Source organism: Thermus caldifontis, from assembly GCF_003336745.1.
In the GTDB taxonomy this organism is placed as follows: domain Bacteria; phylum Deinococcota; class Deinococci; order Deinococcales; family Thermaceae; genus Thermus; species Thermus caldifontis.
In genome coordinates, this window is the sequence record NZ_QGMX01000002.1 from 241,070 (window position 1) to 255,041 (window position 13,972).

General features: G+C 64.0%; 14 protein-coding genes and 1 pseudogene. 7 read left to right on the forward strand and 8 right to left on the reverse strand.

The features are described from left to right. Positions 1 to 8 precede the first annotated feature (8 nt). The 5 genes from DK874_RS05030 to DK874_RS05050 all read left to right on the forward strand — a co-directional run bounded on the left by DK874_RS05030 (position 9) and on the right by DK874_RS05050 (position 6,198). Complete coding sequence (locus tag DK874_RS05030) at positions 9 to 911, forward strand: AAA family ATPase (RefSeq protein WP_240307605.1); 903 nt, start codon at positions 9 to 11, stop codon at positions 909 to 911. Positions 912 to 926: 15 nt separating this feature from the next. After that, positions 927 to 3,320, forward strand: a complete 2,394-nt coding sequence (gene ppsA, locus DK874_RS05035) for a phosphoenolpyruvate synthase (RefSeq protein ID WP_114312930.1) — start codon at positions 927 to 929, stop codon at positions 3,318 to 3,320. Between the two features lie 25 nt (positions 3,321 to 3,345). Further along, positions 3,346 to 3,963 carry a PAQR family membrane homeostasis protein TrhA gene (gene trhA / locus DK874_RS05040; protein WP_114312931.1) on the forward strand — a complete coding sequence of 206 codons (618 nt, stop codon included), beginning with the start codon at positions 3,346 to 3,348 and terminating at the stop codon, positions 3,961 to 3,963. 33 nt (positions 3,964 to 3,996) lie between these two features. Next, complete coding sequence (locus tag DK874_RS05045) at positions 3,997 to 4,671, forward strand: response regulator transcription factor (protein ID WP_114312932.1); 675 nt, start codon at positions 3,997 to 3,999, stop codon at positions 4,669 to 4,671. Between the two features lie 120 nt (positions 4,672 to 4,791). Next, complete coding sequence (locus tag DK874_RS05050) at positions 4,792 to 6,198, forward strand: sensor histidine kinase (protein ID WP_114312933.1); 1,407 nt, start codon at positions 4,792 to 4,794, stop codon at positions 6,196 to 6,198. On the opposite strand, the gene DK874_RS05055 is transcribed toward DK874_RS05050, so the two are convergent. From DK874_RS05055 to DK874_RS05080, 6 genes are all read right to left on the reverse strand, one after another. After that, positions 6,152 to 6,331 carry a hypothetical protein gene (locus DK874_RS05055; protein WP_439144805.1) on the reverse strand — a complete coding sequence of 60 codons (180 nt, stop codon included), beginning with the start codon at positions 6,329 to 6,331 and terminating at the stop codon, positions 6,152 to 6,154. The two genes, DK874_RS05050 and DK874_RS05055, sit on opposite strands and share 47 nt — an antisense overlap. Continuing rightward, complete coding sequence (gene ccsA / locus DK874_RS05060) at positions 6,332 to 7,084, reverse strand: cytochrome c biogenesis protein CcsA (protein ID WP_114312934.1); 753 nt, start codon at positions 7,082 to 7,084, stop codon at positions 6,332 to 6,334. It abuts the gene before it with no gap. Next, positions 7,081 to 8,259, reverse strand: coding sequence for a glutamyl-tRNA reductase (gene hemA / locus DK874_RS05065; protein ID WP_114312935.1), 1,179 nt, complete (start codon positions 8,257 to 8,259; stop codon positions 7,081 to 7,083). Before hemA ends, ccsA begins: the two co-directional genes overlap by 4 nt. A gap of 71 nt (positions 8,260 to 8,330) precedes the next feature. Next, complete coding sequence (locus DK874_RS05070; protein ID WP_114312936.1) at positions 8,331 to 9,005, reverse strand: uroporphyrinogen-III synthase; 675 nt, start codon at positions 9,003 to 9,005, stop codon at positions 8,331 to 8,333. Further along, complete coding sequence (locus DK874_RS05075) at positions 8,977 to 9,342, reverse strand: carboxymuconolactone decarboxylase family protein (protein WP_114312937.1); 366 nt, start codon at positions 9,340 to 9,342, stop codon at positions 8,977 to 8,979. Before DK874_RS05075 ends, DK874_RS05070 begins: the two co-directional genes overlap by 29 nt. Next, entirely contained in the window at positions 9,339 to 9,998 is a 660-nt protein-coding gene (locus DK874_RS05080) for an HAD family hydrolase (protein ID WP_114312938.1), read from the reverse strand. Before DK874_RS05080 ends, DK874_RS05075 begins: the two co-directional genes overlap by 4 nt. Positions 9,999 to 10,039: 41 nt before the next feature. Here DK874_RS05080 and DK874_RS05085 point away from each other — a divergent pair. Both DK874_RS05085 and purB read left to right on the forward strand, forming a co-directional pair. After that, positions 10,040 to 10,171 (forward strand): annotated as a pseudogene (locus DK874_RS05085) (catechol 1,2-dioxygenase); the annotation flags it as partial. A gap of 12 nt (positions 10,172 to 10,183) precedes the next feature. Then, on the forward strand, positions 10,184 to 11,497 hold the full coding sequence (gene purB / locus DK874_RS05090) for an adenylosuccinate lyase (protein ID WP_114312939.1): 1,314 nt from the start codon (positions 10,184 to 10,186) through the stop codon (positions 11,495 to 11,497). 38 nt (positions 11,498 to 11,535) lie between these two features. On the opposite strand, the gene DK874_RS05095 is transcribed toward purB, so the two are convergent. Both DK874_RS05095 and DK874_RS05100 read right to left on the reverse strand, forming a co-directional pair. Next, positions 11,536 to 12,330, reverse strand: a complete 795-nt coding sequence (locus DK874_RS05095) for a type II CAAX endopeptidase family protein (RefSeq protein ID WP_114312940.1) — start codon at positions 12,328 to 12,330, stop codon at positions 11,536 to 11,538. Positions 12,331 to 12,340: 10 nt separating this feature from the next. Further along, complete coding sequence (locus DK874_RS05100; protein ID WP_162798724.1) at positions 12,341 to 13,798, reverse strand: apolipoprotein N-acyltransferase; 1,458 nt, start codon at positions 13,796 to 13,798, stop codon at positions 12,341 to 12,343. Positions 13,799 to 13,972: the final 174 nt, after the last annotated feature.

Below are 13,972 nucleotides of genomic sequence, written 5' to 3' on the forward strand. Positions count from 1 at the left end.
ATAGGGCAGTGGAAGAACTCCCGGCCATCTCCCGACTGAAGGAGGCGCTCAGCCAGGTTCTCTTCGGCCAGGAGGAGGTGATCGAGGCCCTCCTGGCCACGGTCCTGGCCCGGGGGCACACCCTCATGGAGGGGGTGCCGGGCTTAGGGAAGACCCTCCTGGCCGAAGGCTTCGCCAGGGGAAGCGGCCTCAGCTACAAGCGCATCCAGTTCACCCCCGACCTCCTCCCCCAGGACCTCACGGGAAGCGAGGTGTTTCGCGAGGGTCAGTTCGCCTTCGTCAAGGGTCCCCTCTTCGCCCAGGTGGTCCTGGCGGACGAGATCAACCGGGCCCCGCCCAAGGTGCAGTCGGCCCTCCTCGAGGCCATGCAGGAACGGGCGGTGACCATAGGAGGGGTCCGCTACCCCCTGCCCGAGCCCTTCTTCGTGGTGGCCACGCAAAACCCTTTGGAGCTCGAGGGCACCTACCCCCTCCCTGAGGCCCAGCTGGACCGCTTCACCGCCAAAATCCCCTTCCGCCCCCCCAGGCGGGAGATCTGGCTCAGGATCCTGACGGAAGAACCCCATCTCCCCGAACCCCTGCCCGTGGACTTCCTAAAAGCACAAAAGGAGGCCCAAGCGGTGCGGGTGGCCAAGGAAGCCCTGGAGGCCATCACCCACGTGGCCTTCCTGAGCGGGGAGGATGGCCGCCTGCGCATGGGCCTCTCCCCCCGGGGGGCCAAGGCCTGGCTGGCCCTGGCCCGGGCCTTGGCCTACCTCAGGGGCAAGCCCCTGGTGGACTGGAAGGAGCTTAAGGATGCCGCCTTTTTGGCCCTTCCCCACCGGCTTTTCCTCACGGAGGAGGCCCTTTACGAGGGGGAAAGTTCCGAGGAAATCCTAAAGCAGCTTCTCAAAAAGGGGGGCATTCCTTAAGAAAGGAGGAAGGGTATGCGCTGGATACGGTTTTTCCACCAGGTGGGCCTCGAGGATGTTCCCTTGGTGGGGGGCAAGAACGCCTCCTTGGGGGAGATGATCCGGGAGCTTGCCCCCTTGGGGGTGAAGGTGCCCGGGGGGTTTGCCACCACCAGCGAGGCCTACGGGTACTTCCTCAAGGCCAATGGCCTCGAGGAGGCCATCCGCCAGGAACTAAGAAATCTGGACCCCGACGACCCCCTGGCCTTGCAAAGGGCCAGCCGCCGCCTAAGGAACCTGATCCTGAAAGGGGCATATCCGAAGGACCTGGAGGAGGAGATCCGCCTGGTCTACCGAAAGCTCTCTGAGGAGGCTGGGGAAGAGGCCCTCCCCGTGGCCGTGCGCAGTAGCGCCACCGCCGAGGACCTCCCCACCGCCAGCTTCGCCGGACAACAGGAAAGCTACCTCTACGTGCAAGGGGAAGAAGACCTCCTCCTCCACGTGAAACGGGCCATGGCCAGCCTCTTCACCGCCCGGGCCATCAGCTACCGGGCCCACATGGGCTTTGACCACCTGAAGGTGGCCCTATCCGTGGGGGTCCAGCGCATGGTGCGGGCGGACACCGGCTCAAGCGGGGTGATCTTCACCCTGGACCCCGACACCGGGCACCGGGGCTTTGTCTACATCACCGCCATCTACGGCCTTGGGGAAAACATCGTCCAGGGGCGGGTGGGGCCCGACGCCTACTACGTGCACAAGGAAACCCTGAAGGCGGGCTACCGGGCCCTGGTGCACAAAAAGCTGGGCCCCAAGGAACTCACCCTGGCCCTTGACCCTAGGGAAGGACGCCTCAGAAACCGCCCCACTCCCCCCTATCTTCGCAAGCAGTTTGCCCTTTCCGACCAGGAGGCCCTCCTCCTGGCCGACTGGTCCATCCGGATTGAGGAGCATTACAGCCGGAAGCGGGGGGTTCCCACCCCCATGGACATCGAGTGGGCCAAGGACGGGCCCACGGGGGAGCTTTTCATCCTGCAAGCCCGCCCCGAAACCGTCCACTCGCAAAAGGCCCCGGTGCTCCGCATCTACCGCCTTTTGCAAAGGGGCGAGGTCCTGGCCGAGGGCCTGGCGGTGGGCGAGGCCATCGCCACGGGAAGGGCCCGGGTGCTCAAAGACCCCAAGGAGATGGATCGCTTTCAGGAAGGGGAGGTCCTGGTCACGGAGACCACCAACCCCGACTGGGAGCCCATCATGAAGCGGGCCTCGGCCATCGTCACCGAGCGGGGTGGGCGCACCTCCCATGCCGCCATCGTGGCCCGGGAGCTGGGGGTACCGGCGGTGGTGGGGGCCTTGGGAGCCACCCGGCTCATCCCCGAAGGGGAGGTGATCACGGTGTCCTGCGCCGAGGGGGAGGTGGGGCGCATCTACCGGGGGGCCCTGCCCTTTGCGGTGGAGGAGGTCCGGCCCGAAACCCTTCCCCAAACCCGCACCCGGATCATGGTGAATGTGGGGACTCCGGAGGAGGCCCTCAGGGTAAGCCTCCTACCCACGGATGGGGTGGGGCTTTTGCGCATGGAGTTCGTCTTTGCCAGCCACGTGCGCATCCACCCCTTGGCCCTTACGCGGTTTGCCACCCTGCCCAAGGAGGTCCAGCGCCAGGTGGAGGAGCTCACCGAGGCTTACCCCGACAAACGGGCCTACTTCGTGGACACCCTGGCCCAGGGGATTGGCCTCATCGCCGCCGCCTTTTACCCCAGGCCTGTAATCCTCCGCTTCTCCGACTTCAAGACCAACGAGTACGCCCGCCTCCTCGGGGGGCACCTCTTTGAGCCCAAGGAGGAAAACCCCATGCTGGGCTGGCGGGGGGCAAGCCGCTACTACCACCCCGACTACAAGGAGGGGTTCCTCCTCGAGGTGCAGGCGGTGAGGAAGGTGCGGGAGGAGATGGGCCTGAAGAACCTCATGGTGATGGTGCCCTTCTGCCGCACCCCAGAGGAGGGGGCCAGGGTCTTGGAGGCGATGGCGGAAGGGGGCTTGAGGCGGGAAGAGGGCCTGGAGGTCTATGTGATGGCGGAGATCCCCTCCAACATCCTCGAGGCCGAGGCCTTTGCCGAGCTTTTTGACGGGTTTTCCATCGGTTCCAACGACCTCACCCAGCTGGCCCTGGGCCTGGACCGGGATTCGGAAAGGGTGGCCTGGCTCTTTGACGAAAGGCGGGAAACGGTCAAGGCCCTCTGCGCCATGCTTTTGGAAAAAGCCCACGCCAAGGGGAAGAAGGTGGGAATCTGCGGCCAAGGGCCTTCCGACTACCCCGAGTTCGCCGCCTTCCTGGTGGAAAGGGGGATCGACTCCCTAAGCCTCAACCCCGATGCCCTCCTGCGCACGGTGAAGAAGGTGGCGGAGATGGAAGCGGCCCTAGGCCCAGGCTCCTGAGGCCCGATTTGGGGTACCCTGGGGCATGGTCCGCGAACCCTTTAACGCCTTGAGCCATGCCCTGGGGGTGCCCTTGGCCCTCTTGGGAAGCGGTCTTCTCCTCCTCCTTGCCCCCAGGGAGGTTTGGCCCGCCCTCCTCATCTTCGGGCTCACCATGGCCTTCATGTTCGGCGCCAGCACCCTTTACCACGCCTTACAGGTGGGGGATCGGGCCCTGGCCTGGCTCAGGCGGCTGGACCATGCGGCCATTTTCCTCTTCATCGCCGGAAGCTACACCCCCTTTCTGGTGGAGGGCCTGCAGGAAAGCTGGAAGCCCTTTGCCCTGGGCCTGGTGTGGGACTTGGCCCTCCTGGGGGTGGGCTTCCGCCTCTTCTTTCTTAGGGCGCCCCGTTGGCTTTATACCCTGGCCTACCTGGCCCTGGGATGGCTTTCCGTCATCTTTCTCCCCAAGCTCCACCTGCCCTTTTCCACCTTCGGCCTCATGGCCATCTCCGGGGCCTTCTACACCCTGGGCGCCTGGGTCTACGCCAGAAGGAAGCCCGACCCCTGGCCGGGAAAAGTGGGGTTCCACGGACTTTGGCACCTCCTGGTCCTCCTGGGAAGCCTTTTCATGTATCTGGCGGTTCTAAGCCTGTACACCTAGCTTTCTCATGAGAAAGTGAGTATCCTGAGGGGTATGGAACCCCCTCTAATCCTGATCGTGGAAGACGAGAAGGACATCGCCCGTTTCATTGAGCTGGAACTCCAGGCTGAGGGCTACCGCACCGAGGTGGCCTACGACGGCATCACCGGGCTTTCCCGCTTCCGGGAGGTGAACCCCAACCTGGTGATCCTGGACCTAATGCTTCCCGTCATGGACGGGATTGAGGTGGCCAAGCGCATCCGCAAGACCTCCAACGTACCCATTCTCATCCTCACCGCCAAGGACCGCGTGGAGGACAAGGTGGAGGGCCTGGACGCTGGGGCCGATGACTACCTGGTGAAGCCCTTTTCCATTGAGGAGCTTCTCGCCCGGGTGCGGGCCCACCTGCGCCGGGTAAGCCCGGCCATCACCGGGGAGATCCGGGTGGCCGACCTCATCATCAACCTGGAAGGAAGGGAGGTCTTCCGCAGCGGAAGGCGCATAGAGCTTTCCAACAAGGAGTTTGAGCTCCTGGAACTCCTCGCCCGAAATCCGGGGAAGGTCTTCAGCCGCTACGAGATAGAGGAGAAGGTCTGGCCCGGCTACCAGGGAGGAAGCAACGTGGTGGACGTCTACATCGGCTACCTGCGCAAGAAGCTGGAAGCCGGGGGGGAAAGGCGCCTCATCCACACGGTTCGGGGTGTGGGCTACGTGCTCCGCGAGGACTGATACGCCATCCGCCATGCCCTTGGCCAGCAGGACCCTGCCTAGCCTAGAGGGGGTTCGGATGCCCTCCCCCCGCACCCCTTCGCCGGGGCCCCCACCCTGGCGAAGCCAGGGCGGGGTGGTATGACCCTCCGCTTCCGCATCACCCTCCTCACCGCAGGCCTCCTCCTGGTCACCCTCTTGGCCCTGGGGATTGCCTTGGAGGGTCTTTTACGAAACTTCCTCTACCGCTCCCTCCGCCAGGAGCTCCAGGAGGCCAGCAACCAGGTGGTGCGCCTTCTGAACCTGGGCGGACAAGCCCTCTTGGAAGCAGGGCTTCCCGCAAACCTGTATGCGGAGCTGATCCTCCTCCCCGAGGAAAACCCCGCCCTTCTGGCTCAGGAAGGTGGGATCAGCCTGCAAAAAAGCCCCGCCCTAGGAGCCCAGCGCCTCCTCCTAAAAGAGGCGGACTACCGCGCCCTTTTGCAGCGGGGCGAGGCCTGGGCCTACGCCGGGCTACCCCGGGAAGGACCCCCCCTCAGGCTTCTGGTCTATGCCCGACGGGTGGAGGTGAACCTGGGAGGAACCGTGTGGAAAGGAGCCCTCCTGGTGGGAAGGCCTGTGGAAAGCCTGGAGAGCACCCTCACCCAGTTCGCCCGCATCTATACGGGGACAGCGCTTCTCGTGCTCCTCCTCGCCATCCTCCTGGCCAGGAAGCTGGTGGCCCGGGCCCTGGAGCCCCTGGAGTGGGTGGCCAAGCGGGCCGAGGCCATCACCACCCGCCCCGAGCCCTTGCCGGAACCTGAAGGGCGGGATGAGGTGGCCACCCTGGTGCGGGCCCTGAATGGGATGCTCTCCCGGATGCAGGAGGCTTTCCTGGCCCAGGCCCGCTTCCTCCAGGATGCTTCCCATGAGCTCAGGACCCCCATCACCGCCATCCTGGGCCACGTGGGCTACCTTTTAAGGCGCACCCCCCTCACGGAAGCCCAAAGGGAAAGCCTCGAGGTGGTAAAGCGGGAGGCGGAGCGCATGGGGAAACTGGTTTCCGACCTCCTGGAGCTTTCCCAAAGCGGCACCTGGCGCATGGAACCCGCCCCGGTGCGGGTGCTCGACCTCTTGGAGGAGGTGAAGGAGGAGTTCGCCAAGAGCTTTGAAGGGGAAATAGAAATCGAAGCCGCCCCGGAGCTTTGGGTGCAAGGCGACCCCGACCGGCTCCATCAGGTCCTGGCCAACCTCCTTTCCAACGCCATCAAAGCGGGGGCCCGGCACATCTGGCTCAGGGCCTTTGACCTGGGGGAAAAGGTGGTGGTCCGGGTGGAGGACGATGGGGAGGGCATCCCCAAGGAGCACCTTCCCCACCTTTTTGAGCGCTTCTACCGGGTGGACAAGGCCCGGGACCGGGAGCGGGGGGGGTCGGGGCTGGGCCTGGCCATCGTGAAGGCCATCCTCGAGGCCCACGGGGGGGAGATCTGGGTGGAAAGCGAGGTGGGCAAAGGCACGGCCTTCAGCTTCTCCCTCCCTTCAGCCGCGCCACCGCCTCCTCCACGCTGATCTCCCCCCGGCGCAAGGCCTCCAGAACCTTAAGCCTATCCTCCCCCTCCTCCTCCACCGCCTCGTAGCCCAAGGCCCTCAAGAGGGCATCCAGCCGGGCCCGCACCGTGGGGGGACCCAGGTGATCTCCCATTCAAAACCCCAACCCCGAGGGATGGCGGGAACCCAGGAAGGGGGCGCCTATAAAGGCAAAGAGCAAAAGGGCATAGGCCGAAAGGAGCAGGGCCATGCGCACATAGCCCCGGAGCCTTTCCTCCAGCAAAAAGTAGAGGGTAAGGCCAAACCAACCCAACAGCACAGAGATCTCCTTGGGATCCAAGGCCAAGGGACTGCCGAAATAGCCCCAGGCCCAGGCCATGCCGCTGGTCAAGCCCAAGGTGGTGGCCAGATACCCCACCCGCAAGTACCCCTGCTCCAGCCGCCTCAGGCTCCAAAGGGGAGCAAAGAGCAAGGCCTTTTCCGGCACCGACCGCAAGCGCAGGTCCTGCAAAGCGCACATCACCCCCGCCCCCACCCCCACCGCCAGGGCCAGGTAGGCTACCAGGAAAGCCCCGGCATGCACCAGGGTAAGAAGGGGAGGCAGGCTCCCCCCCGGATGGGGCAAGGCCTTGAGGGCAAAGAGGCCGAGAAGCATGGCCAGGAGGACCAGATAGCGGCGCAAGGGGGTCAGCCGGGGTCTAAGGAGGAGGCTCTCCCCCCGTAAGGCCAAAAGTCCCCCCAGGACCAGGGCGGGCTGGGCTGGCCCTGAGAAAAACCCCTTGGCAAGGGCATCGGCCAAGGCGGCCCCCAGGCAAAGGAAGGCCCCCAGGGAAAGCCCTCGAGGCCAGAACAACCCCACGGCCAAGAGGAGGACCCCCATCAAGGCCAAAAGGGAAGCACCGGTCATAGCCGTGGGGGACGGAAGGCCAGGAGGGGACACTCCCTGGGGCAGGGAGGGCCCTGCAGGAACTCCTGGGTCCGCGCCTTCACCGCCAGGATCCAGGGATGGGCCCTACGCCCCGCCTCCTTGTGCCAGGTGAGGGGATCCGCCTCCGGGTACTCCCGCACCACCTCCCTAAAGGCTAAGCCCTCCAGGGCCCTTATGGCCTCCCGCACCCGGTGGCCTGCGTACCACTCCAGGTACTCCCCCAGGGCCCTCTCAATAAGGGCTTCCACCTTGGGCACCTCCCCCTGGCGGGCCCTGAGGTTCTTCTCCACCACCCGCTTCAGGTCGTCCAGGTTGTAGAGGTAGGCCTGGGAAAGACGCCCCACCCGCGGATCGATGTTCCGGGGTAGGGCGATGTCGATGAGGAAAAGGGGCTTGGACCTCCTGGGGAGGTCCTCCGGGCGCACCAGGTAATGGGGACTAGCCGCCGAGGCCACCACCAGATCCGCCTGGCGCAGGACCTGGGGCAGGGCCGAAAGGCCAAAGGCCTCGCCACCAAACCGCTCCGCCAAGGCCTTGGCCCTTTCCACCGTGCGGTTCACCACCAAGACCCTCCCCACCCCTTGGGCCTTCAGGTGGGTGAGGAAAAGCTCCGCCATCTCCCCCGCCCCCAAAACCGCCACGGCAAGGCCCGTAAGGTCCCCGTACACCGCCAGGGCCAGGTCCAAGGCGGCATAGGCCACGCTCACCGCCCCGGCCCCAATGGCGGTTTCGCTCCGGGCGCGTTTCCCCAAAGCGATGGCCGACTGAAAGGCCTTCTCTAGGAGGCTTTCCGTGGCCCCATATTTGCGGGCCAGGAAAAGGGCCTCCCGCACCTGCCCCAGGATCTGCGCTTCTCCCATCACCAAGGAGTCTAGGCCCGCCGCCACCCGAAAGAGGTGCCGCAGAACCTCTATTCCCTCCTTCTGGTATAGGTGGTGGGCCTCCACGCCCCGGGAGAGGAGGAGGGCCTTGGCCTCCTTGGCGCTACCCACCCCGTAGATCTCCGTGCGGTTACAGGTGGAAAGCACCACCGCCTTGCCCAGGGTGAAAAGGGCCGCAGGCAAGGCCACCACGGGGTCCAAGGCCACCTTTTCCCGCACCTCGAGGGGAGCGGTCTTGTGGGAAAGGCCCACCAGGTAAAGGGGCAGGGCCATAGGCTTCCGTCAGTATACGCCACCCGGGTAGGGACAAGAATCCCCCTCCCGGGCGACCCTTAACCAAACGCCTATGAAAGTGCCTGCAGGATGGCCTGGAAGAGGCCCTCTAGGCCCGGCACCTCCGCCTCCACCACGGGGAAGCCCAAGGCCAACGCCTCCTTGGCGGTGCTGGGGCCAATGCAAGCCGCCTTGGGGCGCCTTTTTGTCCAACGGGCGTAGGCCCGGACGCCGCTGGGGCTAAAGAAGGCCACCACCTGGGCCGCCTCCAGGAGGGCTACCTCCTCCGGGGAAAGCTCCCGCTCCTGGGTGGCGTAGACCTCCAGCCGTTCCACCTCCATTCCCCGGGCCCTTAGGCCCTCCTCGAGGTCCCGCCCCGCCAGGTCCCCCGCCACAAAAAGCACCTTTTGGGCTGGGGGAAAGGCCACCGCCAAGTCCTTGGCCGTGGCCCTGGGAGGGAGGAAGGTAGGGGATAGCCCCCCCTGGCGCAAGACCTCTCCCGTCCCCTCCCCCACCGCCGCCACCCTCAGCAACGGCCTCCCCACGCTTTCCCAGGCCCAAAGGAGCCGCTTGGCCCCCTCCTTGGAGGTGACCGCCAGCCAGTCCGCCTGGAAGAGTCTTTCGGGAAGCCCCTTAAGCCCCGGCAAGTCCACCTGCTCTAAAAGGGCCACCTCCGCCGCCTCAATCCCCAAGGTGCGGAGCCGGTGCAAAAGCTCCTTATCCTTCCCGCGGGTGAGCAGGACCACGACCCCTCAAGACCTGGTGAAAGAGCTTCATGGCGGCCAAGGCCCGGGGGAAGCCCAGAAAGAGGGCGGACTGCAAGATGGTTTCCCGCACCTCCTCCTCCTTGGCCCCCACCCGCAAGGCCCCCTCCAGATGGGTGGCCAGCTCCTTGGGGCTACCAAGGGCGATCAGGGCCGTGATGGCCAGGAGTTCCCGGGTCCTGAGGTCCAGCCCGGGCCGGGCCAGAACCTCCTCGTAGGCAAAATCGCGGATGTAGCGGAAAAGGTCCTCATCCACCTCTTTGAGGGCCTTTTCAATGGCCTCCTCCTTCTCCCCCCAGATGGCCCGCCGCACGCTCATGGCAGGTAGTCTAGCACCCCCTCCAGGCGGTGGAGGGCCTCTGGGTTCTCCCCCAAGGGGTCAAAGAGGAGGGGCTTAACCCCGGCCCCTTGGGCCCCGGCCACATCCGCCTCCGAATCCCCCACGTGCACCGCCCTCTCAGGCGGCACGCCCAAGGCGGCCAAGGCCTCCTGGAAGAGCCTAGGGTCGGGCTTGGCCACCCCGGAAAGGGCGCTTACGGAAAGGTGTTGGAAATAGGGCCTAAGGCCCACCACCTCGAGGATCTCCGGCAAGGTGGCATCCCAGTTGGAAACCACCGCCAGGGCATAACCCCGCTCCCGTAGCGCTTGCAGGGTTTCCTTGGCTCCCGGGGTTAAGGGCCAAAAGCGGGGGTCCTTCCAGTTTTCCACCAGCTCCCGGCTCAGGGCCTCGGCGTGCTCCTCGAGGCCCATGCCGGTAAAAAGCCTTCGGTGGAACTCCCGCCATAGCCCCAGGGCGGTTTCCAGGTCCCGGGCCTCTAAGTGGTGGTCCTCGTAGAAGCGAAAGGCCACCAAGGCCGCCTTCTTGGGATCCCTCCTGGGCTTTAGCCCCCTTTCCTGCAAAAAGGGCAGAAGCCAAAACCGGGGGCTTGCCAGGATCAGGGTATTCCCCACGTCAAAGAGCACCGCCCGGGTCATGAACCTAGTGTATACCCTGGCCCTTCTAACGGGGTTTAGCCCCCTACGCCGAAAGGGGGATGCCCCGGATAGGTAACCGCCAAGACATGATCTTCCGGGCTGACCTCCTCCTGGCCCTGAAGCCCGAAGGGGAAGGTTATGGGGGAAGCTTCGTCCTCACCCTCCCCTTTTAGTACCCTTAAGGCATGGTCCCCCGTTACCAGACCCCAGAGATGGCCGAGCTATGGTCGGAGGAAAACCGCTACCGCATGTGGGCTTTGGTGGAGGCCTATGCCCTCGAGGCCTGGGAGGCCTTGGGCCAGGTGCCCAAGGGACTTGCCCAAAGGCTTCTGGAGCACCTAAAGAAGCACCCCCTGGACGCCCGCTTCGCCCAGAGGGTGGCGGAGCTGGAGGAGATCACCCGCCACGACCTGGTGGCCTTCACCCGGGCCCTGGTGGAGTGGACCGGGGACGAGGAGGTGGGGCGCTACCTGCACCTGGGCCTCACCAGCTCCGACATCGTGGACACGGCGCAAAACGCCCTTCTGGTGAAGGCCTTGGACCTGATCCTTGAGGAGCTCTTCGGGGTGCAGGAGGAGCTTAAGCGGCTAGCCCTCCAGTACAAGCACACCCCCGCCATCGCCCGCACCCACGGGGTCCATGCGGAGCCCACGGGCTTCGGCCTCCGTTTCCTGAGCTTTTACGCCGCCTTCCAAAGGGACGAGGAAAGGCTAAAGCGGGCCCAGAAGACCATGGGCGTAGCCATGCTCTCGGGCTCGGTGGGGAACTACGCCCACGTGCCCCCGGAGGTGGAGGCCCATGTGGCGGAAAGGCTTGGTCTCATCCCCGAACCCCTTTCCACCCAGGTGGTGCCCCGGGACCGGCATGCGGAGGTGCTAGCCGCCTTGGCCATCCTGGGGGGGAACCTGGAGCGGGTGGCGGTGGAGCTCAGGCACCTGCAGCGCACAGAGGTGTTGGAAGCCCAGGAGCCCTTTAGGGAAGGGCAGACGGGAAGCTCCAGCATGCCCCACAAGAAAAACCCCGTGGGTTTGGAAAACCTTACGGGGATGGCGAGGCTTCTAAGGGGCTACCTGGGACCAGCCCTGGAAAACATCGCCCTGTGGCACGAGCGGGACATCTCCCACTCCTCCGTGGAACGGGTGATCCTCCCCGACGCCACCACCACCTGCCACTATGCCCTAAGGCGGCTTAGGGGAATCCTGAAGGGCCTGGTGGTCTTTGAGGAAAACCTGAAGAGGAACCTGGACCTCACCCGGGGCCTGGTCTACTCCCAGCAGGTGCTGAATGCCCTCATCGCCCTGGGCCTCCCTCGGGACAAGGCCTACGCCATCGTGCAACGCAACGCCCTACGGAGCTGGGAGGAGGGCCGAAGCTTCGCCGAACTTTTGGAAAAGGACCCGGAAAACCCCCTCAAGGGGGAAAGGCTTAGGGCCCTTTTTGACCCGACCCCCTTCCTCAAGCATGTGGACGCCATCTACGCCCGCTTTGGCTTAAGTTAAAGCAGCCCAAGCCGCTGCCCCAGGGGGCTCGGGCTACCTCAGCGGGCACGAACCCTTTCCCTCCAAGACAGGTGGGTGCCTCCAAATAGGGCCACCAGGAGAAGGGCCGCCACAATATACACCATCGCCAGCGCTAGGACGGACACACCAGAGATTACGGCAGCAAAAGTATTTAGAAAAATGTGGAAGAGAGAGGTCACAAGGAGGCTACCTTGGGTGCTGTTGTAGAGCCAGGTGTAGAGGAAAGACAAGGCAACGATGCCCGCAAACCAAGGGAAAAAGGGGTAGTCAGCCATGGGGTTTCCCTTCCAAAAGAAAAGCGGAAGATGCCATAGCCCCCAAAAGACGCCCAGGATCAAGGAAGCCATCCAAGCTGCATAGCGCTCTTGCAGACGGGGTAAGGCGAATCCCCGCCAGCCCACTTCTTCCCAAGGGTTGGAGAGCGAGGACACCAGGAAGGCGGATACGGCAACGGATAGCAGCTCGCCTCGAGGCGAAGACCCTATAACCGGAAGGCCCAGCCACCCGGTGAGGCCTCGGGCCAAGAGAAACAGCATGAGCGGAGCCAGTGAAGCCACGAGGAGCCAGCCTGGCGCAAGGCGCCATTGGAAAAGAGGGTTGAACAACTCCCCAACCCCCGCCTTGCCGTGTGCCCTCGCCATCACCCACATCGCCGCCAACATGGGCCCAAGGGCGGGAAAGAGCAAGAGGATTTGGAAGTACGGCCGATCAAAGGGCCCAATACCATGGGAGCTCATGACCACGGGTATCCAACCCAGCCATGAGATGCCCACGGCCAGAATGTAGAACTTAACCACAGGATTTCCGCTCATATTCCTCCGCTTACGATTGGGGCGGAAACCGACCCGACTCCGGGGCTTCGTCATCCAGCCTTGAACCCTTGCGGCGTCGGTCTGGTGTCTTCGTCCAGAGGTCGTAGATCATGAAAAAGACCATCCCCACCAGAGCCACCCATCCCACCCAATCCCCTAAACGAACAGCCACAGAATCGCCTTCCCCCAAAGGCACATCGGCCACGACCACCTGTCCGTCGCGATCCCCGCCAGGGGTGACCGCCACCGCAAGGATGCGCCCGTAGGGATCAATGACAGCAGAGTCGTTGCCACTGCTATCGGCCTTGACCAAGCTCACCCGGTTCTCAACGGCCCGGAAAACCAGATGGGTGTAATGCTTGGTGGCGATCTGCGGCCAATCATGTGATGGTACCAGGAGCAACTGGGCTCCTTTACGGGCAAGGCGCCGGGCCGTGTCGGTGAAATCTAGATCGTAACAGATAATGGTGCCAATCCGCCCTAGGGGGGTTTCGTACACCGGGTAGATACCCCGCGTGAAGCTGGTTTCACCGGCGAAGACGACGGGGTGGTCTTTACCATAGACCCCCAGCCATTCCCCTTGCGGCGACAGGACCGTTGCCTCGTTGCGGAAGAGGCGCTCGCTAACTGGGACGATGTAACCTAGGACCAAATAGGCATCGGTTTCCGCTGCCAACCGACGAAACCGTTCGGTATCGGTGACCTGCGGATCCCCTTGAATCGCAACCTCGGGCCAGACAACGAGGCGAGCCCCCTCTTGCGCCGCCCAGCGGGTAAGTTCGCTGAAGCGGTCCACCGCTCGCCACGGTGGGGAACCAGCATCGTAGTGAAGGGCGGCAACGCGAACCGTTGCGGTCGTTGGGGAGCGGTAAAGCGTTAAGCTTAGGCCCACCCACAAAAAAAGGGCGGCAACCACTCCCCCTACCCATTTCCCCACCGTCCGGAAGGTGAGGCCAGGCAAGCCTGGGTCGAACCGCCAGCGCCGGTCAAAGAGATAGAGCGCTCCCAAGCCCATCCCGTAGTTGACCACCATGATGAGCAGGCTCAGGCCAAATATGCTAAATATACTCACAGGCTGGATCAACCACGGCTGGCCGTAAAGCGTGTTGGCCACAAAACCCCACGTACCCATAATGGGGATGAAGCCCCGGATCATTTCAAAACCTACCCAACTCAGCGCTCCATAGGGTACAAACCAGCGGTAACCCGTACGCTCATGGAAAGCACGCACACCGCTATCCGTCAAGTAGCTGATGCCAGCAATGGCCAGGGGTAGCCAGGTAATATAAAGACCGCTTCCGGCAAAAATGGGCGTCAGGTATCCACCCAACCAGGTACCGAGGGCAATGGAGGAGGCCAGGCCAGAAAGGCGGGGTGGCAACACGCGGAACTGAGCAACCAGCATGGGCAAAAAGCCCACCCAAATGAAGGGCCAGAGGCCGAAAGGAGGGAAAGCGAGGATGAGCAAAAAACCGCTGCTAAGCGAAAGGAAAACCCCTAGGCCTATACGAAAGTAAGTGCCCTTTCGAAGCATCGCCCTTCGTCCCCTTCCCCCGGATCACGCCCTTCGGAAATCCCCTTCCTGCTTGCTAACTCCAGCATAGCACAGCAGCGCCAACTTACATGCCTCCCACATGAGAAA

What these genes read in the sequence shown, in the direction of transcription:
- DK874_RS05095 (WP_114312940.1), bottom strand. Translation starts at nt 12,330, where the DNA reads ATGAGCGGAAATCCTGTGGTTAAGTTCTACATTCTGGCCGTGGGCATC.
- trhA (WP_114312931.1), top strand. Translation starts at nt 3,346, where the DNA reads ATGGTCCGCGAACCCTTTAACGCCTTGAGCCATGCCCTGGGGGTGCCC.
- DK874_RS05075 (WP_114312937.1), bottom strand. Translation starts at nt 9,342, where the DNA reads ATGAGCGTGCGGCGGGCCATCTGGGGGGAGAAGGAGGAGGCCATTGAA.
- purB (WP_114312939.1), top strand. Translation starts at nt 10,184, where the DNA reads ATGGTCCCCCGTTACCAGACCCCAGAGATGGCCGAGCTATGGTCGGAG.
- hemA (WP_114312935.1), bottom strand. Translation starts at nt 8,259, where the DNA reads ATGGCCCTGCCCCTTTACCTGGTGGGCCTTTCCCACAAGACCGCTCCC.
- ppsA (WP_114312930.1), top strand. Translation starts at nt 927, where the DNA reads ATGCGCTGGATACGGTTTTTCCACCAGGTGGGCCTCGAGGATGTTCCC.
- ccsA (WP_114312934.1), bottom strand. Translation starts at nt 7,084, where the DNA reads ATGACCGGTGCTTCCCTTTTGGCCTTGATGGGGGTCCTCCTCTTGGCC.
- DK874_RS05050 (WP_114312933.1), top strand. Translation starts at nt 4,792, where the DNA reads ATGACCCTCCGCTTCCGCATCACCCTCCTCACCGCAGGCCTCCTCCTG.
- DK874_RS05055 (WP_439144805.1), bottom strand. Translation starts at nt 6,331, where the DNA reads ATGGGAGATCACCTGGGTCCCCCCACGGTGCGGGCCCGGCTGGATGCC.
- DK874_RS05045 (WP_114312932.1), top strand. Translation starts at nt 3,997, where the DNA reads ATGGAACCCCCTCTAATCCTGATCGTGGAAGACGAGAAGGACATCGCC.
- DK874_RS05080 (WP_114312938.1), bottom strand. Translation starts at nt 9,998, where the DNA reads ATGACCCGGGCGGTGCTCTTTGACGTGGGGAATACCCTGATCCTGGCA.